Annotated in this window: 23 protein-coding genes; 11 read left to right on the top strand and 12 right to left on the bottom strand. The window is 71.5% G+C overall.

Annotated elements, in window-relative coordinates:
* Positions 1–27: 27 nt before the first annotated feature.
* The gene (locus tag RI211_RS15760) at positions 28–873 is read right to left on the bottom strand and encodes an exodeoxyribonuclease III (protein ID WP_315636501.1); all 846 of its coding nucleotides are present in this window, start codon (positions 871–873) and stop codon (positions 28–30) included.
* A gap of 37 nt (positions 874–910) precedes the next feature.
* Here RI211_RS15760 and pyrE point away from each other — a divergent pair, with 37 nt between their 5' ends.
* Positions 911–1,471, top strand: a complete 561-nt coding sequence (gene pyrE / locus RI211_RS15755; RefSeq protein WP_025104912.1) for an orotate phosphoribosyltransferase — start codon at positions 911–913, stop codon at positions 1,469–1,471.
* Positions 1,468–2,370: an ROK family protein gene (locus RI211_RS15750; RefSeq protein ID WP_315636500.1), complete on the top strand. Its 903-nt coding sequence runs from the start codon at positions 1,468–1,470 to the stop codon at positions 2,368–2,370. The genes pyrE and RI211_RS15750 overlap by 4 nt, the downstream gene beginning before the upstream one ends.
* Positions 2,371–2,378: 8 nt before the next feature.
* Here RI211_RS15750 and RI211_RS15745 read toward each other — a convergent pair whose 3' ends face one another.
* From RI211_RS15745 to RI211_RS15735, 3 genes are all read right to left on the bottom strand, one after another.
* Positions 2,379–2,681, bottom strand: a complete 303-nt coding sequence (locus tag RI211_RS15745; RefSeq protein WP_315636497.1) for a hypothetical protein — start codon at positions 2,679–2,681, stop codon at positions 2,379–2,381.
* A 122-nt stretch (positions 2,682–2,803) separates the two neighbouring features.
* Positions 2,804–3,946: an MFS transporter gene (locus tag RI211_RS15740; RefSeq protein ID WP_315636495.1), complete on the bottom strand. Its 1,143-nt coding sequence runs from the start codon at positions 3,944–3,946 to the stop codon at positions 2,804–2,806.
* Position 3,947: 1 nt separating this feature from the next.
* The gene (locus RI211_RS15735) at positions 3,948–4,850 is read right to left on the bottom strand and encodes a MurR/RpiR family transcriptional regulator (protein ID WP_315636494.1); all 903 of its coding nucleotides are present in this window, start codon (positions 4,848–4,850) and stop codon (positions 3,948–3,950) included.
* Positions 4,851–5,014: 164 nt separating this feature from the next.
* Between RI211_RS15735 and RI211_RS15730 the strand changes: the two genes are divergently transcribed.
* From RI211_RS15730 to RI211_RS15695, 8 genes are all read left to right on the top strand, one after another.
* Positions 5,015–6,565: an ABC transporter substrate-binding protein gene (locus RI211_RS15730; protein WP_315636492.1), complete on the top strand. Its 1,551-nt coding sequence runs from the start codon at positions 5,015–5,017 to the stop codon at positions 6,563–6,565.
* Positions 6,566–6,632: 67 nt separating this feature from the next.
* Complete coding sequence (locus RI211_RS15725) at positions 6,633–7,604, top strand: ABC transporter permease (protein WP_187662594.1); 972 nt, start codon at positions 6,633–6,635, stop codon at positions 7,602–7,604.
* A complete protein-coding gene (locus RI211_RS15720) occupies positions 7,601–8,488 on the top strand; it encodes an ABC transporter permease (RefSeq protein ID WP_187662593.1) in 888 nt (295 codons plus the stop codon). Before RI211_RS15725 ends, RI211_RS15720 begins: the two co-directional genes overlap by 4 nt.
* Positions 8,485–9,390 carry an N-acetylmuramic acid 6-phosphate etherase gene (gene murQ / locus RI211_RS15715; RefSeq protein WP_315636488.1) on the top strand — a complete coding sequence of 302 codons (906 nt, stop codon included), beginning with the start codon at positions 8,485–8,487 and terminating at the stop codon, positions 9,388–9,390. The genes RI211_RS15720 and murQ overlap by 4 nt, the downstream gene beginning before the upstream one ends.
* The gene (locus RI211_RS15710; RefSeq protein WP_268776989.1) at positions 9,390–10,580 is read left to right on the top strand and encodes an anhydro-N-acetylmuramic acid kinase; all 1,191 of its coding nucleotides are present in this window, start codon (positions 9,390–9,392) and stop codon (positions 10,578–10,580) included. Before murQ ends, RI211_RS15710 begins: the two co-directional genes overlap by 1 nt.
* A complete protein-coding gene (locus RI211_RS15705; protein ID WP_315636485.1) occupies positions 10,577–11,704 on the top strand; it encodes an enolase C-terminal domain-like protein in 1,128 nt (375 codons plus the stop codon). Before RI211_RS15710 ends, RI211_RS15705 begins: the two co-directional genes overlap by 4 nt.
* Positions 11,701–12,783, top strand: coding sequence for a serine hydrolase domain-containing protein (locus RI211_RS15700; protein ID WP_315636483.1), 1,083 nt, complete (start codon positions 11,701–11,703; stop codon positions 12,781–12,783). The genes RI211_RS15705 and RI211_RS15700 overlap by 4 nt, the downstream gene beginning before the upstream one ends.
* Positions 12,780–14,411 (top strand): ABC transporter ATP-binding protein, encoded by a 1,632-nt coding sequence (locus tag RI211_RS15695; RefSeq protein ID WP_315636481.1) that lies wholly within the window; start codon positions 12,780–12,782, stop codon positions 14,409–14,411. The genes RI211_RS15700 and RI211_RS15695 overlap by 4 nt, the downstream gene beginning before the upstream one ends.
* A 21-nt stretch (positions 14,412–14,432) precedes the next feature.
* On the opposite strand, the gene RI211_RS15690 is transcribed toward RI211_RS15695, so the two are convergent.
* The 6 genes from RI211_RS15690 to RI211_RS15665 all read right to left on the bottom strand — a co-directional run bounded on the left by RI211_RS15690 (position 14,433) and on the right by RI211_RS15665 (position 18,354).
* A complete protein-coding gene (locus tag RI211_RS15690; RefSeq protein ID WP_315636479.1) occupies positions 14,433–14,600 on the bottom strand; it encodes a hypothetical protein in 168 nt (55 codons plus the stop codon).
* Positions 14,597–15,166: a YdeI/OmpD-associated family protein gene (locus tag RI211_RS15685; protein WP_259953866.1), complete on the bottom strand. Its 570-nt coding sequence runs from the start codon at positions 15,164–15,166 to the stop codon at positions 14,597–14,599. The genes RI211_RS15690 and RI211_RS15685 overlap by 4 nt, the downstream gene beginning before the upstream one ends.
* A 1-nt stretch (position 15,167) precedes the next feature.
* Positions 15,168–15,977 carry an HAD-IIA family hydrolase gene (locus RI211_RS15680; protein WP_025104898.1) on the bottom strand — a complete coding sequence of 270 codons (810 nt, stop codon included), beginning with the start codon at positions 15,975–15,977 and terminating at the stop codon, positions 15,168–15,170.
* A 96-nt stretch (positions 15,978–16,073) separates the two neighbouring features.
* On the bottom strand, positions 16,074–16,706 hold the full coding sequence (locus RI211_RS15675; protein ID WP_315636474.1) for a metal-dependent transcriptional regulator: 633 nt from the start codon (positions 16,704–16,706) through the stop codon (positions 16,074–16,076).
* Positions 16,707–16,750: 44 nt separating this feature from the next.
* Entirely contained in the window at positions 16,751–17,050 is a 300-nt protein-coding gene (locus RI211_RS15670) for a hypothetical protein (RefSeq protein WP_136052938.1), read from the bottom strand.
* 20 nt (positions 17,051–17,070) lie between these two features.
* Complete coding sequence (locus RI211_RS15665) at positions 17,071–18,354, bottom strand: Nramp family divalent metal transporter (protein WP_315636471.1); 1,284 nt, start codon at positions 18,352–18,354, stop codon at positions 17,071–17,073.
* A 105-nt stretch (positions 18,355–18,459) separates the two neighbouring features.
* Between RI211_RS15665 and RI211_RS15660 the strand changes: the two genes are divergently transcribed.
* Positions 18,460–19,125, top strand: a complete 666-nt coding sequence (locus tag RI211_RS15660; RefSeq protein WP_315636469.1) for a TrmH family RNA methyltransferase — start codon at positions 18,460–18,462, stop codon at positions 19,123–19,125.
* A gap of 22 nt (positions 19,126–19,147) precedes the next feature.
* Here RI211_RS15660 and RI211_RS15655 read toward each other — a convergent pair whose 3' ends face one another.
* Together RI211_RS15655 and RI211_RS15650 are read right to left on the bottom strand one after the other, a co-directional pair.
* Positions 19,148–19,438 (bottom strand): hypothetical protein, encoded by a 291-nt coding sequence (locus RI211_RS15655; protein ID WP_315714385.1) that lies wholly within the window; start codon positions 19,436–19,438, stop codon positions 19,148–19,150.
* Between the two features lie 188 nt (positions 19,439–19,626).
* Positions 19,627–20,949 carry an MATE family efflux transporter gene (locus RI211_RS15650; RefSeq protein WP_259953875.1) on the bottom strand — a complete coding sequence of 441 codons (1,323 nt, stop codon included), beginning with the start codon at positions 20,947–20,949 and terminating at the stop codon, positions 19,627–19,629.
* Positions 20,950–21,037 lie beyond the last annotated feature (88 nt).

The raw sequence follows: 21,037 nt of genomic DNA, 5'->3' as shown, positions 1-21,037 counted from the left end.
GTCGAAGGGCCTGAGCCTGTCGAAGGGTCAGGAGAAGATCATCGGCAGGTCGTCGTCGGCGTCGTCGCCGCCGAAGTCCACATCGACCACCACGGGCACGTGATCGCTGGGCTGCTCACCCTTGCGCTCATTGCGGTGGATCGACGCGCCGGTGACGGCATCGGCGAACGGCTTCGAGCCGAGGATGAAGTCGATGCGGATGCCCTCGTTGCGCGGGAACTTCAACCGCTGGTAGTCCCAGTAGGTGTAGCCCTCCGGGAGCAGCGGGCGCACGACGTCGGTCACGCCCGCGTCGGTCAGCGCGAAGAACGCGTCGCGCTCGGCGGGGGAGACGTGGGTGGAGCGGCCGACCACGATGTCGGGATCGCCGTTGTCATGGTCGAACGGGATGATGTTGAAGTCGCCGACCAAGGCGAGCGGCAGCTCGGGGTTCGCCGACAGCTCGGCCGCGGTGGACCGCTTGAGCTGCTCGAGCCAGTGCAGCTTGTAGGCGTAGTGCGGGTCGTCGAGCGAGCGGCCGTTGGGCACGTACAGGCTCCAGACGCGCACGCCGTCGACCATGACGCCCAGGGCGCGCGCCTCCTGCGGGGCATCCGGGCCCTCGTGGCCCTTCGCGAACCCGGGCATGCCGTCGAAGGCGGTGCGCACGTCGGTCACGGGCAGCCGGCTCGCGATCGCGACGCCGTTCCACTGATTCAGGCCGTGCACCTCGACGTGGTAGCCGGCCTCCTCGAACGGTGCATATGGGAACTGCTCCGGCTTGCACTTCACCTCCTGCATCGCGAGCACGTCGATGTCTTCACGGACGGCGAACTCGACGGTGCGGGTGACGCGGGTGCGGATGGAGTTGACGTTCCAGGTGGCCAAGCGCATGCGTCCAGCCTAGGGTGTGCCTCCTACACTGGATGCCGTGACCGCACTCGACGCAGACCGCCAGACCCTCCTCGCCCTCATCACGGACGAGGCGGTGTTCCACGGTGACTTCACCCTCTCCAGCGGCAAGAAGGCGACGTACTACGTCGACATGCGCAAGCTCACCCTCGACCACCGCGCCGCCCCGGCGATCGGCCGCATCATGCTCGACCTGATCGCCGATCTCGACGTCGTCGCCGTCGGCGGTCTGACGCTCGGCGCCGACCCGATCGCGAACGCCGTCCTGCATGCCTCGGTCGGCACCGACCGTCCGCTCGACGCGTTCGTCGTGCGGAAGGAGCCTAAGGACCACGGCCGCGGTCGCCAGATCGAGGGCGCCGACGTGAAGGGCAAGCGCGTGGTCGTGCTGGAGGACACGTCGACCACCGGGCAGTCCGCGCTCAAGGCGGTCGAGGCGCTCCGCAAGGAAGGCGCGGAGGTCGTCGCCGTCGCGGTGATCGTCGACCGCAAGACCGGCGCGCAGGCCGCCATCGAGGCCGAAGGCCTGGAGTGGCGCGCGGCCTTCGACCTCGACGACCTCGGACTCGACCCGCAGTGACCCGCTACGCGCTGGCCGTCGATGTGGGCGGCACGAAGATGGAGGCCGCCCTCGTCGCCGACGACGGCGCGCTCGTCCCCGGCAGCCGCAGCCGGCAGCCCACCGGCCGTGAGGCGACGTCGGCGTCGTTGACGGCGGCGGTCGACGCGATCGTGCGGCATGCGCTCGCGGCCCTTCCCGCCGACGCGGAGCTCGTCGGCGCCGGGATCGGCAGCGCGGGTCCCGTTGATCGGACCCGCGGCGAGATCATGCCGGTGAACATGCCCCTCGCGCGGGGCTTCGGACTCGTGGCGGCGGTCGCCGACGCAGCCTCGGCCGCGCTCGGACGGGACGTCCCGGCGGTCCTGGGTCACGACGGCGGCGCGCTCGCGCTCGCGGAGTCGTGGCTGGGGGCGACGCAGCAGGCGGGAGCCTCGTTGTCGATCGTCGTGTCCACCGGCGTCGGCGGCGGTTTCGTCGTGGGCGGTGCGTATGTGCCCGGGGCGAGCGGCAACGCCGGGCACCTCGGCCAGATGCGCCGCGAGGGCGGGCTCACTCTCGAGGAGATCGCCTCCGGACCTGCCAGTGCCGCCTGGGCGCGGGAGCAGGGCTGGTCCGGGGCGACCGGGGAGGACCTGGCTCGGGATGCCGCGGCCGGTGTCGCCGTCGCCCGTGCGGCAATCGAGCGCTCGGCCCGCGCCGTCGGGGAGGCGCTGGCGGATGCCGCCACCCTCGTCGACCTTGATGTCGTCGCCATCGGCGGGGGCTTCTCGCGGGTGTCGGCGGACTACATCGATCTCGTCCAGCAGGCTCTCACCGCCAGCGCCGTGCACGAATACTCGCGTCGCACCCGCGTCGTCCGCTCGGGCTTGGGCGACGAGGGGCCGTTGATCGGCGCCGCCGCCCTCGTCCTGCGCTGACGGGAGGCTCAGCTTCCTGACACGAGCAGGCGTCGCGGGGGCCCTTCGAGCCGGGCGACGGCGATCTTCAGGTCCGTGACGTCCGCCGCCACCGCATCGATGCGGGCGCCGAGCTTCTCCTCGACGGTGTCGATGCGTGCGGTGAGCTTCTCTTCGACGGTGTCGATGCGCGCGGAGAGCCGGTGGTCGACGGTGCCGAGACGCTCGTCGATGCGACGGATCATCCACGCCCCTGCCGCGAACAGGCTCGCGCCGAGGGTGAGCACGATGCCGATCGCGCTGACGATGATCGTGACGGTGTCCGCGGACACGGTGCTCCCTTCCTCGATGCGGGTGTGGCTTCGACGATACGTGGTCGGCGTGCGGGCGCCGGTCGGATTTCCGGCATCTGTGAAGAGGTCGCGTGCGGACCCGATGGGGGAGGAAGAGTGCGTCACTGCAGCGCCGGGACGGGGCGTCCGGAGCGCGACGCCACGAGCATGAGCACGGGGATGACCGCGCACACCACGGCGGACACGAGGAAGGTGACGCTCGACGCCGGGTCGCGCCCGATCAGCAGGACGAGCGTGGGCACGAACGTGCCGCCGACCGCGCCGCAGGCCACGAGCGCCCCGGTGACGGCGGCGCTGCGGGCCGGATCGAGTCGGTCGAGCGCGAGTCCGAGGATGAGGCCGTAGCTCGGGGCCAGCAGGACCACCACGACGGCGAGGATGAGCAGCGCCGCGACCGGCAGCTCGCCGAGGAGCACCCCGGCGAGCACCAGGAGGAGGGCGGCGGCACCCGTTGCGGTCGCCAGCAGCGCGAGCGGCGGAACCGCCGCGCGCCGGAGACCGGCGGCGCCGAAGCGGCCGACGGCCATCAGCGCCCAGAAGGCGGAGGTGCCGAGGGCGGCGGTGGCGGGCTCGATCGCGAGCGCCCGCTCCGGGATCACGGCCGACCAGCCCGACAGGACGGTCTCCACGCCGACGTAGAGCGGCAGAGCCAGCGCGAAGGGGAGAAGGACGAGCAGGGAGCGTGCGTCCCGTCGCGCCGGCGCCCCGGTCGAACGGGCGAGAGTGGTGGCGCCGGCGAGCACCGCGACGGTTGCCAGGGGTACGGTCGCGAGCAGCGCCAGGGACGGACGGGCGCCGGCCCCGAGCGCCACCACGAGCGGTGTGACGGCGGCGCACACGGCGACCGTGCCCATCAGGGCGCTCAGCACCCCGGTCGCGCTTTCGGTGCTGGCGGCCTTGGCGGCCACGGAGCCCGCGGCCTCGACGAGACCGAACCCGAGCCCCGCGAGCGCAGCGGAGGCGATGAAGACGCCCGGATCCGTCGCGAGGGCGACACCGACGATGGCGGCCGCCTGCAGGCTGCTGCCCAGCACGAGCGTCGTCCGCGGCGCGCGGCGCACGAGGAGCGGACCCGACAGCAGCACCCCCACGAGGAGGCCTGCGAAGAGGACGGGCACAGCGGCACTCAGGTCGGCGTCCGTCGTGCGCTCCGCGGAGGGGAGGACGGCCGGGACGAACGCCGCGGTCACGCCGAGGCCGCCGAACGCCGTGAACAGCCCGACGCGGAGTCGGCTCGCGCTCATCTCAGGCACCGCCCGCGCGCACGTGATGCACGGCGGCGAAGGTGTCGCGGAGGGCCTCCATCGAGCGGTCGTAGTTGGACTGCGCGACCCCGATGAAGATGCAGTCGACGACCATGAGCTGGGCGATCCGGCTGCCCAGGGCCCCGGAGCGGAAGCCCGTCTCGCGCGCCGCGGTGGTCAGCACGATGTCGGCCTGACCGGCGAGCGGGGAGCCGGCGTGGTTGGTGATGGCGATGGTCGTCGCGCCCGCCTGCCGGGCGAGCAGGAGGAACTCGATGGTGTCGGTCGTGGCGCCCGTGTGCGAGACGGCGATCGCGACGTTCCCCGGCCCGAGGGTGGCGGCCGAGGTCCACGCGGCGTGCGGGTCGGACCACTCCAACGCCGTCCGCCCGATCCGGGTGAGCTTGCGCTGGAGGTCGAGCCCGACGATGGAGCTCGCGCCCACGCCGAAGATGTCCACCCGGGTCGAGGAGGTGATCGCCTCGACCGTGGTGCGGAGTGCGTCGGTGTCGAGCACCTTGGCGGTGTCGGCGAGCGAGAGCGTCTCGGCGAGCGACACCTTCGCGACGATGTCGGCGAGGGTGTCGTTGCGGTCGATGTCGCCGGACACGGCGGGGAGTGCTGCGGTGTCGAACGTCTCGCGCTCGACCTCCCGCAGCACGTGGTTGCGCAGCTCGCGCACATGCTCGTATCCGAGTCGTTTGCAGAACCGCACGACGGACGTGGTCGAGGTGTCGCAGCGGTGCGCGAGCTCCGCGACGGAGAGCCCGGCGGTTCCGGCGGGGTCGGCGAGGAACAGGTCGGCGATGCGCTGTTCGCTCGGACGGAGTTCGGGGCGGAGGGCGCGCATCCGCACGAGCACGAGGTGGGTGCCGGCATCGTCGCGGGCGGCATCGTGGGGCATGGGGTCTCCGATCGGTGTTCATAACACTAGAGGAACTTCTGTTACACGCGTAGGTACTTTCGTGTACTTTTGGTACTTACCCAGACCGACGATGTTCGCGGGGCATCAGGCAGCACCGCCTGATCCGAGCCAGGGCGACGCGGTCCCAGCCAGGAGGAAACAGCATGAGCACAGCACGGTGGGCGTCCCTCGGCGCCCTCACCGCCACGGGCCTCGCCGCGGCGCTCGTCATCACCGGGTGTTCCGCGCCCGCATCCAACCCGTCCGACGGTGGATCGGGCGCCGCCGGCGGCGACCTCGTCATCGGCGTCACGAGCGATCCCGACACGCTCTTCCCGTGGAAGGCCACCCAGTTCCAGGCGGTCAACGTCCTGCAGAACCTGTACGGCACGCTGACCGAGTTCGACGAGGAGCTCAACGTCGTCCCCGGTCTCGCCGAGTCGTGGGACGTCTCCGAGGACGGACTGACGGTCACCCTCCACCTCCGCGAGGGCGTCACGTTCGCGGACGGCAGCGCGTTCGACTCCGCTGACGTGAAGTACTCGCTCGACGCCATCGCCGACGAGGCGACCGCCGCGGTGGCCGCGAGCTCGCTCGCCTCGGTGGCCGCGGTCGAGGCCACCGACGAGAGCACCGTCACCCTCACCCTCAGCGCCCCCGACGCCGCGCTGCCGGCGAACCTCGCCGTGATCAACATGGCGATGCTCTCGTCGGACGACACCGAGGAGGCGCTCAACACCACTCCGAACGGCACCGGCCCGTTCGTGCTGGAGGACCGGAAGGCGAGCCAGTCGCTCACCCTCGCCAAGAACGAGGACTACTGGGGCGACACGGCGCTGCTCGACACCGTCGAGTTCCGCGTGATCCCCGACGAGTCGTCCATCGTCTCGGCGATGCAGTCCGGCAACGTACAGCTGGCCGTGTTCGACGACCCGCTCGTCGCGCAGACGGCCGAGGGCGCGAACGTCGAGGTCGCCACCACCCCGCAGCTCAGCTACCACGCCCTGCAGCTGAACGCACAGCGCGGCGACCTCGCCGACGTGAACGTGCGCCTCGCGATGCAGTGCGCGATCGACCGCCAGGAGGTGCTCGACACCGCCGCGCTCGGGGAGGGCGAGGTCACCGGTCCGATCACCTCTCCCGCCTTCAAGTCCGACCCCGACGCGCGCCCGTGCCCGGAGCGCGACCTCGACAAGGCGGCCGAGTACCTGAAGAAGGCCGGCAAGGAGGACGGCGTCACCGTCAAGACGATCGTGTCGCAGGGCGAGTACGCCACCTCCGTCAACGAGGCGCAGAACCTCAAGGCGCAGCTCGCCGATGCGAACATCACGCTCGACCTGGAGGTGCTGGAGTCCGGCGCGTTCGTGGACCGCTGGATCGCGGCCGACTTCGACGCCGCGGTCGCCCTGAACGGCGGACGCCCGGACCCGGACGGCATGTACGGCCGTTACTTCACCAGCACCGGCAACCTGAACCAGGTCGCAGGGTACTCCTCGCCTGAGCTCGACGCCCTCTTCGCCGAGGGACGCGAGACGGCCGACCCGGAGAAGCGCAAGGACATCTACGCGCAGGTCTCCGAGAACCTCGAGGACAACGCCGCCTGGATCTGGCTGTTCACCAGCTACACCTACACCGCGACGGCCTCGACCGTCGACGGCTTCACCCCGATGGCGAACGGTTCGCTGCAGTACCTGCGGACCACCTCCATCCAGTAGTGGAACGAGGGGGCGCGGACACGCGCGCCCCCTCGCCTCCCCGACGACAGGCACCCCACCCACGCGCATGTTCAGACAGCTCCTCCGCAACAGCGTGCTGCGACGCATCCTCGCAGCCCTCGGCACCCTCTTCGGCGTCGCCGTCTTCGTCTTCCTGATGCTGCGCGCCATCCCCGGCGACCAGATCAGCTCCGGCCTCGGCACCGAGGCGGCGGCCCTCACCCCGGCGCAGCGTGCCGCGCTCGAGGCGTACTACGGGCTCGACCAGCCGCTCATCGTGCAGTTCTTCTCCTGGCTCGGCAACATCTTCACCGGCAACCTCGGCTTCTCCTCCCGGGCCCAGACCAGCGTGCTCGAGCTCACCGCCGCCGCGCTGCCGGTCACCTTCGAGCTCGCGATCTTCTCGATCGTCATCGCGCTCGCCATCGGCATCCCGCTCGGCATGCTGTCCGCCTCGAAGCCCGACTCGCTGCGTGACGGCGTCGGCCAGGTCGTCGGTCTCGCCGGCCTCTCCATCCCCGCGTTCCTGCTCGGCACGGCGCTGCTCGCGATCCTCGCGCAGTCGCTCGGCTTCAACCCGAACGGCCAGGGCTACGCGCGGCTCTTCGACGATCCGGCCCTGAACCTCCAGCAGATGCTCCTGCCGTCGATCGTGCTCGGCTTCGGCATCGCCGCGCCCATCATGCGCACCACCCGCACCGCGGTCCTGGAGATCCGCGCCAACGACTTCATCCGCACCGCCAGGGCGAAGGGCGTGCCCCCGCGTCGGCTGCAGGTGCGTCACGTGCTCGGCAACGCCCTGGTCCCGATCGTCACGATGACCGGTCTGCAGTTCGGCTACCTGCTGGGCGGGGCGGTCGTGGTGGAGCAGATCTTCTCGCTCCCCGGCATCGGGCGCCAGGTGCTGCTCGGCATCCAGCAGAAGGAGTACGCGCTCGTGCAGAGCACCGTCCTGGTGATCGCGCTCGCCTTCGTCATCGTCAACCTGCTCACCGACCTGCTCTACCGGGTCATCGATCCCCGGGTGCGTGCCGCATGACCGACATCTCTCAGACCCCGGCCCTCGCTCCCGGCGGCGGGCGCACGATGGAGCGCGTGCGTCTCCTGCTGCGCAGCCGCAGCGGTCTCGCCGGCCTCATCATCGTCGTGCTGCTCGCGGTGCTGAGCCTCGTCTCGGCGTTCGGCCTGCTGCCGTTCGACCCGCTCGCGCAGGACCCGCCGTCCCGGCTGCAGCCGCCGTCCGCGGTGCACTGGTTCGGGACCGACCAGTTCGGCCGCGACGTGTTCTCCCGGGTGGCTGCCGGCGTCGCCAACTCGGCCCTCATCTCCGTGGTCGCCGTGGCGTTCGCGACCGTGGTCGGCACGGTCTGCGGACTCATCGCCGGCTTCTACCGCGGCTTCTCCGACGGGGCGATCACCGCGGTCACCAATGTGCTGTTCGCGTTCCCGCCGCTGCTGCTCGCCCTGTCGCTCGCGTCGGTGTTCGACCGCAACTGGTTCACGATCGCCGTGGCCATCGCCATCGTCTACGTGCCGATCTTCATCCGCGTCACTCGCGGCCCGGTGCTGTCGCTGCGCGAGGTGGAGTACGTCAAGGCGGCCAAGAGCACCGGTCAGGCGCGGATGGCGACCATGTTCCGCCACGTGCTGCCGAACATCACCTCGATCATCATCGTGCAGGTCACGCTGTCGCTCTCGTGGGCGGTGCTGACGGAGGCGTCGCTGAGCTTCCTCGGACTCGGGACCCCGCCGCCCGCGCCGTCGCTCGGCTCCATGATCTTCGAGGCGCGCACCCTCGTGACCATCGCCCCGTGGACCATGATCGCCCCCGGCGTGATCGTCGTGCTCCTCGTCGTCGGCCTGAACCTGCTGGGCGACGGGCTGCGCGACAGCCTCGATCCGCGGAACCGGGGCAAGCGATGATCGCGGAAGACCTCGGCGCCCTCGCCACCGAGGCGAGCGATCCCCGGTACGCCCGCCTCGACCAGATGAGCGTGGCCGAGCTCGCGCAGACCATGAACGAGGCCGACGCCACCGTGCCCGCGGCCGTGCAGCGCGCTCTCCCGCAGATCGTCCCGGCGATCGAGCAGACGGCCGCGCGCATGGCGCAGGGCGGGCGCCTGGTGTACGTGGGCGCCGGCACCCCCGGACGCATCGGGGTGCTCGACGCCTCCGAATGCCCGCCCACGTTCAGCACGCCGCCGGAGCTCGTGTTCGCGATCATGGCGGGCGGTCCCGGCGCGATCGTGAACCCCGTCGAGGGCGCGGAGGACGACGCCGACGCCGGCGCCGCCGCGATCGACGAGGCCGGCATCGGCCCGCTCGACACCGTGATCGGCATCGCGTCCAGCGGTCGCACGCCCTATGTCGTCGCGGCCGTCCGGCGGGCGCGTGAGCGCGGGGCGCTCAGCATCGGCCTGTCGTGCAATACCGGCACCGTGCTGAGCGCGACCGCGGAGCACGGCATCGAGGTCGAGGTCGGCCCCGAGGTGCTCTCCGGCTCCACGCGACTGAAGTCCGGCACGGCGCAGAAGCTCGTGCTGAACATGTTCTCGACCATCGCGATGGTCCGGAACGGCAAGGCCTACGGCAACCTGATGGTCGACGTGAAGGCCACGAACCACAAGCTCCGCGAGCGGGCGATCCGCATGGTGCGGACGATCGCCGCTGTCGATCGCGACACGGCGGCCGCCGCGCTGGAGAGCTCCGGGTGGGATGTGAAGCTCGCCTCGATCATGATCCGCCGCGGGGAGGACCTCGCCGCGGCCACCGACCGACTCGCGGCAGCAGGCGGCCGTCTGCGCACCGCACTGGAGGAGAACTGATGCGCGTCCTGGGACTGATCTCCGGCACTTCGCACGACGGGATCGATGCCGCCGTCGTCGACTTCGCCACCAACGGGGGCTTCACGGCGCACGGCGTCGACCTCCGGGGCACGGTGCTCGCCTCCACGAGCATCCCCTACGATCCCGAGCTGCGGGCACGCCTCATCGCCGCGCTGCCCCCGGCGCAGACCACCCTGGCCGAGGTGGCCGAACTCGACACCCTCATCGGGCAGGCGTTCGCCGACGTGGCGGCCGACATCGCGGCGGAGGTCGGCGGCGTCGACGCGGTGTGCTCGCACGGCCAGACCGTGTACCACTGGGTCGACGGCGCGCACGCGCTCGGCACCCTGCAGATCGGGCAGCCCGCCTGGATCGCCGAGAAGACCGGCGTGCCCGTCGTCTCCGACATCCGTATCCGCGACATCACCGCGGGCGGCCACGGCGCGCCGCTCGTGTCGTTCCTCGACGAGCTGCTGCTCCGCGGCCGCGCCGGCGTCTCGGCGGCGCTGAACCTCGGTGGCATCTCGAACATGACCGTCGTCCGCCCGGACGGCCTCGTCGCCTACGACATCGGCCCCGCGAACGCGCTGGTCGACGCGGTCATCGTCGCGCACGATCTCAACCCGCTCGGCTATGACGACGATGCGGCGATCGCCCGGACCGGACGGGTCGACGAGGCGCTGCTGGACGCCATGCTCGCGGACCCCTACTACGCCCTCACTCCGCCCAAGAGCACCGGCAAGGAGCACTTCCACCTCGCCTACGTGCACGAGCACCTCGCGGCGCAGGGACGCGAGATCGCGGTCCCCGACGTCGTGCGCACGCTCACCGAGCTCACGGTCCGCACGGTCGCCCGCGACGTCGAGGCCGCCGGGATCGGGTTCCTCGCGGTGTCCGGCGGCGGCTGCCGCAACCCGCTGCTCCTGGAGGGGCTGCGGACCGCGCTGCCGCAGACCGAGGTCGTGCTGGCCGACGAGCTCGGCGCCCCCGCCGACAGCAAGGAGGCCATCCTCCTCGCGCTCATCGGCTGGTCGACCCTGCACGGCGTCCCCGCGATCGTGCCCGGCGGGACGGGGGCGCGCGAGCCGCGCATCCTCGGCACGATCACGCCCGGCGCCGGCCCGCTGCAGATGCCCGAGCCGGTGGCGGCCATCGACTCCCTCACCCTCACGGAGGCGGCGGGATCGTGACCGTCGTCGAACGGATACGCGTGCTGCGGGTGCCTTCGCCGCTGGCGCGCCCCTTCGTCACGGCCGTCCGTCGCACGGCCCACCTCGACGTCGTGCTCGTGGAGGTGACCGACGCCGACGGCCGCCGCGGATACGGGGAGGCCGCGACGAGCTGGCGCGTCACCGGCGAGAGCCCCGAGAGCGTGGCGGCTGTGGTCGCCGGTCCCCTCGCCGACGCCGTGCTCGGGCGCTCGGTCGACGATCCCGGGCTGCCGGACGCCCTCGCTGCGGCCGCCTGGGGCAACGCCGCCGCACGCAGCGCGGTGGCGTGCGCGCTCGCCGACCTCACCGCGCAGCACCGAGACGAGCCGCTCGCACAGACGCTCGCCCCGGACGGAGACGCGCCCGCGCGCATCCGCACCGACATGACGCTGTCCGTGGCGGAGCCGACGGCGCTGGCCGTGACCGCCGCCGAGTATGCGGCGGCGGGATTCCGGTGCCTCAAGGTCAAGGCGTCCCAGGACCACGACACGGTCTCGGGGCTCCAGGCCGTCCGTGCCGCCGTCGGCGGCGACATCGCCCTGCGCGTGGACGCGAACCAGGCGTGGGACGCCGGGACGGCGATCCGCGTCATCCGGGCGGCGGAGGACGCCGGCGTGGGTCTCGAGCTCGTCGAGCAGCCCGTCGCCGCGCGCGACCTCGACGCGCTGGCGGTGGTGACCGCCGCCGTCGACACCCCGATCATGGCGGACGAGTCCGTCCGCACCGCGCAGGATGTCCGCGACATCGCCGCGCGCGGGGCTGCCGGGCTCGTGAACGTCAAGCTCGCCAAGACCGGCGGGCTCAGCGAGGCGCTCGCCTGCGTGCAGGCCGCCCGTTCCGCCGGCCTCGGCGTCGTCGTGGGCTGCATGATGGAGTCGCACGTGGGTGTGGCCGCCGCGGCGCATCTCGCCGCCGCCGTCGCTCCGGACGTCGTGCACGACCTCGACGCGGCATCGTGGCTGCGCCGCTCCCCGGTGACCGGAGGGCTCACCGCCGACGCGGAGTGGCTCACCCTCGCCCCGGCCGCAGGACTGGGGATCACCGGGATCGCCCCCGATGCCGAGGTGCTGCTCGACCGCTCCCAGACAGGGGTTCTCGTATGAGCGCCGCCGAGGCGATCGCCGCCGTCCTCGCCGGGCCGACCGCGCCGCGGGGAGCCGTCGCCGGTGTCGCCACCCGCACGAGCCGGGACACGGCCGCCGGCGGTTTCGCCGACCTCGCGGGGACGCCGGTCACGACGGACACCGCGTTCGACCTCGCCTCGGTCACCAAGGTCGCCGGGACCACCACCGCTATCCTCCGGCTGGCCTCCCGGGGCGACCTCCGACTCGACGATCCGGTCGACCGCTTCGTCCCCGGCACCGCCTGCGCACCAGGGACCACCGTGCGCTATCTGCTGCTGCATCGGGCGGGACTGTGGGAATGGCAGCCGCTGTACCTCGACGGCACGCACGCCGACGGCGCGGCCGCCGCAGATGCCCTCCCGCTCCGCTACGGCGTGGGCGACGGACGGCACTACTCCGACCTGGGCTTCCTGATCCTCGGCCGCATCGTCGCCGCCGCGACCGGCCTCTCCCTCGACGCCGCCGTGCGCGAGCTCGTGACCGAGCCCCTCGGCCTCACACGCACGGGCTACGGGCCCGTCTCCGGTCCGGTCGCGTCATCCGCGGGCGACGGGGATGCCGCTGAGCGACGCATGGTCGCCACCGGCACGCCCTACCCGATCCTCACCTCTCGTCGGCACTTCCCCTGGCGTGAGGGGGAGATCACCGGTGTCGTCAACGACGGCAACTGCTTCCACGCCCTGCGCGGCGTCTCCGGGCACGCCGGCCTCTTCGGCACGGTCGACGACCTGCTCACTCTCGGCGTCGCGCTCGCCGATGCCGAGGCGCACCCGGACCTCTGGGACCCGGCACTCGTGGCCGAGCTGTTCCGCGACGGCCCCGACCCCGGTCAGGCGCTCGGCTGGCGCAGTGACACCGTCACCGCCGGCGGACGGCCGGTCCGGATGCTCTGGCACCCCGGATACACCGGCTGCGCCCTGGGCGTGGTCCCCGCCACCGGAACCGCCGTCGTCCTGCTTGCGAACCGGCTGTTCGCGAGCGAGGTCGCCCCCACCGAGACCCTCTGGCGCGCAGCGCTGCCCGCACTCCTGGACCCCGAAGGAACGAGTACCCCATGAGCACCACTCCGCCCGTGCTGAGCATCGACGGCCTCGCGGTCGCCTTCCGGACCGGCTCCGAGCTGGTCACCGCCATCAGCGACATCTCGATCGACATCGCCGCCGGGGAGACGGTCGCCGTGGTCGGCGAGTCCGGCTCCGGGAAGTCCACCACGGCGGCTGCGGTCAACCGTCTGCTGCCCGAGAACGGCGTCATCACCGCGGGCAGCATCCGATTCGACGGCCGCGAGCTCACCGACCTCCCCGAGAACGCGATGGTGTCCCTCCGCGGGGCCGGCATCGGCCTCGTGCCGCAGGACCCGATGTCGAACCTCAATCCCCTCATGCGCGTCGGCGAGCAGATCGGGGAGGCGCTCGAAGTCCACGGGCATACCAGCGGCGACGCGACGAAGACCCGCGTGGTCGAGCTGCTGGAGATGGTCGGGATCCCCGATGCCGCCCGCCGGGCGACCCAGTATCCCCACGAGTTCTCCGGCGGCATGCGGCAGCGTGTGCTCATCGCGATGGGACTCGCCTGCAAACCGCGGCTGCTCATCGCCGACGAGCCCACCTCGGCGCTCGACGTCACCGTGCAGCGGCGGATCCTCGACCAGCTCGATCAGCTGACCGACGAGCTGGGCACCGCGGTGTTCCTCATCACCCACGATCTCGCTCTCGCCGCCGAGCGCGCCGACCGGATAGTCGTGATGTTCCGCGGCCGTGTCGTCGAGGAGGGGACCTCGGCGCAGGTCCTGGGGAACCCGCAGCACGAGTACACCCGGCAGCTGCTCGCGGCCGCGCCGAGCCTGGCGTCCCGCCGCGACGCCCTGCCCTCACGCGAGATCGCCGCCGACGCCGTGCCCTTCGTCGAGATCCGCGACCTGCGCAAGGAGTTCCCGCTCCGGAACGCGAAGGCCGGGGAGCCGCAGACCTTCACGGCGGTCGACGGCGTGAGCTTCTCGATCCGCCGCGGCACGACCGTCTCCATCGTGGGCGAGTCGGGCTCCGGCAAGTCCACCACGGCGAACATGGTGCTGGGGCTGGAGGACGCGACCTCCGGGTCCATCCTCTTCGACGGCACCGACCTGACGACCCTCCGCCGCACGGAGCTCTTCGCGCTGCGCCGCCGCGTCCAGCCCGTCTTCCAGAACCCCTACGCCTCGCTCGACCCGCGGTACACCGTGGAGCAGTCGATCGCCGAGCCGCTGCGCGTGCACCGGATCGGCACCGCGGCCTCCCGGCACGCCCGCGTCCTGGAGCTCCTGGAGCAGGTCGCCCTGCCCGCGGCCATGGCCGAGCGGCTGCCGCACGAGCTCTCCGGCGGACAGCGGCAGCGTGTCGCGATCGCCCGCGCCCTGGCCCTGGAGCCCGAGCTCGTCGTGCTGGACGAGGCGGTCTCGGCGCTCGACGTGCTGGTGCAGGCGCAGATCCTCGACCTCCTCGCCGACCTGCAGAAGCGCCTCGGGCTCAGCTACCTCTTCATCAGCCACGACCTCGCCGTCGTGCGCATGATCTCCGACGAGGTGCACGTCATGCAGCGCGGCATCGTGGTCGAGAGCGGCACCCCGGAGAGCATCTTCGACACGCCGCAGCATCCGTACACCCGGGAGTTGCTCGCCGCGATCCCCGGGGCGTCGCTCGCCTCCTGAGACGTCCAGGCGGCCGTCGGCTCAGCGCCGGCGGTCGTCGTCGTCGTCCCAGGGGCCTTCCCACCAGCCGGCGCGGCCGTCGTCCTCGCCGCCGCGGCGGCGGGAGCGCACGAACTGCACCACGAACACGACCAGCGACGTGAGCGTGATGAGGATCAGGACGAGGAACAGCAGGTCGCTCTGGTTCATGGGCGCTTCCCCTCCGCGGCATCCGCCACGATCTTCGCGATGCGGGCGGCCTTGGTCTCCGCGCGCTTGGCCATCGCGATGTGCGTGAGGCCGAACTTCTTCACCGACTTCGGGAACGCATCCCAGGTGGCCCTCGCCGCCGGCACCGCGTCGAGGGCGGCGGTGAGCTCCGGGGGCTCGATGCCGGACTCCGGGCCGTCGAGCACGGTCCACGAGCCGTTCGCCTTCGCCGTCTCCAGCGCGCGGATTCCGGCAGGGGCGAGCAGCCCCGCGGCCTCCAGCTCCGCGATGCGCGCCTTGTTCGTCGCCGCCCAGCCGCTCCCCGGCCGTCGAGGGGAGAACCACTGGCCGCCGGTCTCGTCGTCGAATGTGCGCACCGGGCCGTCGATCCACCCGAAGCAGAGGGCCTGCCGGACCGCGTCCTCGTAGCCGACGCCGGTGGCGGATCGCCCGCGGACGCTCAGCAGCCACACCCCGGCCGTGCGTTCGTGGTTCGCCTCGAGCCAGGCGCGCCAGGCCGCGGCGTCCGCCGCCGTGACCCGCTCGCCGTCGTCGAGGGCGCCCATGTCAGTCCTCGTCGAGGGTGGGGATCGAGTCGGTGATGGTCGGCAGCAGGTCGGCGACCGAGTCGACGATCTCATCCGGCCGGAAGGGGTACTGCTCGATGATCCGCTGATCGCTGATGCCCGTGAGCACGAGCACCGTGTGCAGACCCGCCTCGATGCCGGCGACGATGTCCGTGTCCATCCGGTCGCCGATCATGCCGGTCTTCTTCGAGTGCGCGCCGATCTTGTTGAGGGCCGAGCGGAACATCATCGGGTTGGGCTTGCCGACGACGTAGGGCTCCTTGCCGGTGGCCTTGGTGATGAGCGCGGCGATCGCTCCCGTGGCCGGCAGCACCCCGTCGGCGCTCGGGCCGGTGGCGTCCGGGTTGGTCACGATGAAGCGCGAGCCGTTGATGATGTGGCGGATGGCCTTCGTGATGGCCTCGAACGAGTAGTTGCGGGTCTCGCCGACGACGACGAAGTCGGGGTTCGTCTCGGTCATGATGAAGCCGGCCTCGTGCAGCGCGGTGAGGATGCCGGCCTCGCCGATGACGAACGCGGAGCCGCCGGGGAGCTGCTGCGCGAGGAAGTCGGCGGTCGCGAGCGCCGAGGTCCAGATGCGCTCCTCCGGCACGATCAGGCCGCTCGCGCGCAGGCGGGCGGAGAGGTCGCGGGCGGTGAAGATCGAGTTGTTCGTGAGCACGAGGTAGGGGATCTCGTTGCGCTCCCATCCGGCGAGGAGTTCGGAGGCCCCGGGGATGGCGTCGTTCTCATGGACGAGCACGCCGTCCATGTCGGTGAGCCAGCATTCGATGTCGTCACGGTGTGCCATGTGCTCAGCCTAGAGGCCCCACCTTTCCTTTCGAATCGCCTGATTGGCCCCATCCCCGGCCGATTTGCCGCAAAGTGCGCGATTCGAAGTGGGGGGTCAGGCCGACAACCACACCACGTCGCGCGCGGCGGCGGGCAACGGCGGCTCGGTGCCGTCGAGGGCGATGCCGAACGGGGTCACCGTCACGGTCGTGCCGACGGTGAGGCCCTGGGCCTCCAGGGTCCGCAGGAGCTCCGGGTCGCGGTCGTCGACGCGGAGCACGCGGCCGGTGTGTCCTTCCGGGGCATCGGCGAGCAGGACGAAGGGCTCCCGTTCGATGCGGCCCTCCGCGTCCGGGATGGCGTCTCCGTGCGGGTCGAAGCGCGGTCGTCCCAGGCGCTCGTCGATGCCCTCGAGCAGCCGGTCGCTGATGGTGTGCTCCAGCACCTCGGCCTCGTCGTGCACCTCGTCCCACCCGTACCCGAACTCCTGCACGAGCCAGGTCTCGATGAGGCGGTGGCGGCGGACAATCGCGAGGGCCCGGGTGGTCCCCGCGTCCGTCAGCCGGACCGCTCCGTACGGCACGTGCGACACGAGTCCCGCCGCGGCGAGCTTCTTCACCATCTCCGTGACCGACGACGGCGCGATGCCGAGCTTGGCGGCCAGGACCGAGGGGGTGATCGGCGCATCCTGCCACTCGGTGTGCGCGTAGACGGTCTTCAGGTAGTCGTCAGCTGCCGGGGATGCCACCCGTCAACCTTACGCGTTCGGGTCGGGCTGCCTCGCGGCCTGGGTCAGGCGCTCGCGGAGCCGAGCAGGATCACGGCCGCCTGCCCCGCGAAGAACAGGACGAGGAACCCCAGGAGGGCGGCGGCGAGCGACAGGCGCCCGTCGAAGCCCTCCACCTCGGCGATGCCCACCTTGCGGGCACGGAAGGCGAAGACCAGGGTCGCGACCCCGAGTGCGAGCTGGACCCAGGGGCTGGCGGGGCCGATGACCTTCGGGAACGCGATGAGCAGACCGCCGATGACGCCGGTCGCGAAGCCGCTCCAGGTGAGGAGGCGGACGGTGCGACGGGCGGAGGCGGCAGACATGGTGTCGAGCCTATCCGCCGTCATGCCCCCGTCAGCACCAGCCAGAGCAGAGCGCCGTTCAGGGCGATGAGGAGCACCGAGGCCACGACGCCGGCGACCGTCGTCCACACCCGGTTGACCCACGCGCCCAGTGTCCGGCGCTGCGCGGTGAGGGCGACGAGAGGGATGAGCGCGAACGGGATGCCGAACGACAGCACGACCTGGCTGAGGACGAGGGCGAGCGTCGGATCCACCCCGATGCCGAGGATCACCAACGCGGGGATGAGCGTCACCAGGCGGCGCGCCAGCAGGGGGATGCGCACGTGCAGCAGGCCGTGCATGATCTCGGCGCCCGCGTATGCGCCGACGGAGGTCGAGGCGAGACCCGAGGCGAGCAGCCCCACGGCGAAGAAGGTCGCCACGACCGGGCCGAGGCCTGCGGCGAGGGCGGCGTGCGCACCCTCCAGCGAGTCGGTCCTCGCGACCCCCGCGAGGTTCGCCGCCGCGAGCAGGAGGATGCCGAGGTTCACGGAGCCCGCGATGACCATGGCGATCGTCACATCCCAGCGCGTCGCCGTGAGGAGGCGGCGGATCCGCGAGGTCTCGACCCGGGCGGCCTCCTCGGTCGTCTCCTCGCTCGTCGCACCGAACCGGTCGCGGGCCAGGGAGGAGTGCGCGTAGATCGCGTGCGGCATGATCGTCGCGCCGAGGATCGAGGCGGCGAGGAGCACGGACCCCGTGTCCTCGAAGCGCGGCACGAGGCCGCTCACCACGCCGGCCGGATCCGGCGGCGCGAGGAAGAGACCGGCCATGAACCCGATCGTGATCACGAACATGAGGCCGATGATCACGAACTCGAAGGGCCGGGCGCCGCGACGGTTCTGCACGGCGAGGAGGACCATCGACACCGCGCCGGTGATGAGGCCGCCCCATAGCAGGGGGACGCCGAACAGCAGGTTCAGGGCGACGGCGCCGCCGATGACCTCGGCGAGGTCCGTCGCCATCGCGACCAGCTCCGCCTGCAGCCAGTAAGCACGGCGGGCCCAGGGGTGGCGCAGCCGCTGGCCCAGCACCTCCGGAAGGCTCTGGCCGGTGACGACGCCGAGCTTCGCGGACAGGTATTGGATCAGCCAGGCCATCACATTGCCGGCGACGACCACCCACACGAGCAGGTAGCCGTACTGCGCCCCCGCGGTCATGTTGCTGGCGACGTTGCCGGGGTCGAGATAGGCGACACCCGCCACGAGCGCCGGTCCCAGCAGCCACAGCAGGCGCGGCGAAGCGGTGCGAGCGGGGGTCAGCGAGGTGTCGGAACTTTTAGGCACACCGAAACCGTAGCGTATTTTTCGGTATCCCTAAATATCTGCGCGATGGTTCTGGCGATCTCTTCGCCGACGGGGAGTCGGTCGACACGGCGATAGCCTGGCGGGATGGATGCGCAGCGCCCCGAGAGCTCGGACCCGACCGCCCCCGGTGGGTCTCCGGCGCAGCCCGGATACGGCGTCGGACCCTGGCCGGGAGGACCGTCGGCCTGGCCGCAGGGAGACCAGTACGATCCGGAACTCCTCGCGGAGGGCGACACGCGAAACGTGATCGACCGCTACCGCTACTGGCGCATGGAGGCGATCGTCGCCGACCTCGACACGCGGCGTCATCCGTTCCACGTCGCGATCGAGAACTGGCAGCACGACATGAACATCGGTTCCATCGTGCGCAGCGCCAACGCGTTCCTCGCCGACACGGTGCACATCATCGGTCGCCGTCGCTGGAACAAGCGGGGCGCCATGGTGACCGACCGCTACCAGCATGTCGTGCACCACGAGGACATCGCCGCGTTCGCCGCCTGGGCCGCGGCGGAAGGGCTGCCCGTCATCGCGATCGACAACGTCGACGGGGCCGTGCCGGTCGATCGTGCCGACCTGCCGCGCTCCTGTGTCCTCCTCTTCGGTCAGGAGGGGCCCGGGTTGTCCCCGGAGGCATTGGCGGCCGCCTCGGGTCACATCGAGATCATGCAGTACGGCTCGACCCGCTCGATCAACGCGAGTGCCGCCGCCGCTGTCATCATGTACGAGTGGTGCCGTCGCCACGCGGCGTGACCAGCGCGGCCGGTCGGCTCCGTCAGGCCGGATCGATACCGAACAGGTGGCGCGAGATCGCGCTGACGTCGCGGTCGAGGCCGTCCATGCGCCGGCTCAGGCCGTGCACCTCCTTCCGGAGATCCCCGATCTCGGCTTTCACGCCGACGATCTCACCTTTGATCCCGACGATCTCGCCCTTGATCCCGACGATCTCGCCCTTGATCTCGACGATCTCGCCCTTGATCCCGCCGACCTCGCCCTTGATCCCGCCGATCTCGGTGCGAACCGTGCCGATCTCCGTCTTGATGATCCTCACGAACATGGTCGCCATGAGAGTGATCGTGGCGTACATACCTGTGGCAAGGACTCCGATCGTCGTCCATACCTGTGCGTCGTTCATCCCCAGCATCCCTTCAGTGTCGCTCCATGTTCGTCGGAAGCGCGAGGGGTGCGGGGTGCTGTATTCCGCTCTGCCCGGCGGCGGGGGATAAGTCGTCCTCTCCGTCGGTTGTGGAGGACTTATGCGGACGCGGCGAGCCATCGCCCGGAGCGCACTCGCCACCCCAGCGTCGCCAGCCGTGCGAGCAGGTACACCCCGAAGAACGCGACGGCCAGCCACACGAGGCCGGCGGTGCCGTCGATCCCCGTCGCGGCGATGATGCCCAGGGCGGGCAGGAACGGCACGAGGTTCAGACCGCCCGCGATCGCCAGGTACCGGGCGTCGTCGGCCCCCATGAGCACGCCGTCGAGCACGAACACCACGCCCGCGATCGGCTGCGCCACCGCGAGCACGAGCAGGGCCGGCTGCACCACCTCCGCCACGGCCCGGTCGCCGGTGAAGACGATGCCGAGCACCCCGGAGAGGGCGGCGATGACGGCGCCGACCACGACCCCGAACCAGGCCCCCCATGCGACCGTCCGCGCCAGCACGCGGCGCACCTGCTCCTCGTCCCCGGCGCCCAGCTCCTTGCCGATCAGCGCCTGCGCGGCGATCGCGAGCGCGTCGAGCGCGAACGCGGCCGCCGAGAAGATGGTGAACACGATCTGCCAGCCGGCGAGCTCCTCGGTGCCGATCCCCGTCGCCACGGCCACGGTCGCGAGCAAGGCGACGCGCAGGCTCACGGTGCGGAGGAACAGCCACCCGCCCGACGTCGCGGTGTGGCGCAGACCGTCCCGCTGGGCACGCAACGAGGCGCTGTGCCGGGTCGCGAGACGCCGGACCACGAGCGCGTACGCCGCGACCATGCCCCACTGCGCCGTCACGGTGCCCGCCGCGGAGCCGGCGATGCCCCAGCCGAGTCCGTAGATGAAGAGCCAGTTCAGCAGGGCGTTCGCCGCGAAGCCGAGTCCCGCGATCCACAGCGGCGTCATGGTGTCCTGCATCCCACGCAGGAGACCGGTGGCCGCGAACACGATGAGCATCGCGGGGAGACCCCACATCGAGATCACGAGGTACTCGTTCGCCTGGGCCGCGACCTCGGGGCTCGCCCCGAACAGGGAGACGAGCCAGGGGGAGGAGACAGCGCCCACGACGGCGAGCACGGCACCCAAGCCGAGCGCGAGCCACATGCCGTTGATCCCGACCGAGACCGCCTCTCCCGGACGCCCGGCCCCGAACCGACGCGCGACCGCGGGGGTGGTGGAGTACGCGAGGAACACCATGAGGCCGACGATCGTCTGCAGCACGGCTCCGGCGATGCCGAGTCCGGCGAGGGGGACGGTGCCGAGGTGGCCGACGAGGGCGGCGTCGACGATGAGGAAGGCCGGCTCCGCGATGAGGGCGCCGAGCGCGGGGACGGCCAGGCGCAGGATCTCGCGGTTCAGGGAGGTGCGGGCGGCCATCCTCCGAGCCTATGACCTGTCGTCGACCCCCGAGACCTCCGGCCTCGACCGGACGTAGGGTGAAGGAGGAGCTCCGAGCGGACGGAGG

Source organism: Microbacterium meiriae, from assembly GCF_032364335.1.
Lineage (GTDB): Bacteria > Actinomycetota > Actinomycetes > Actinomycetales > Microbacteriaceae > Microbacterium > Microbacterium meiriae.
The sequence above is the reverse complement of the archived record's forward strand: the minus strand, read 5'-3'. Positions and strand labels throughout refer to the sequence as shown.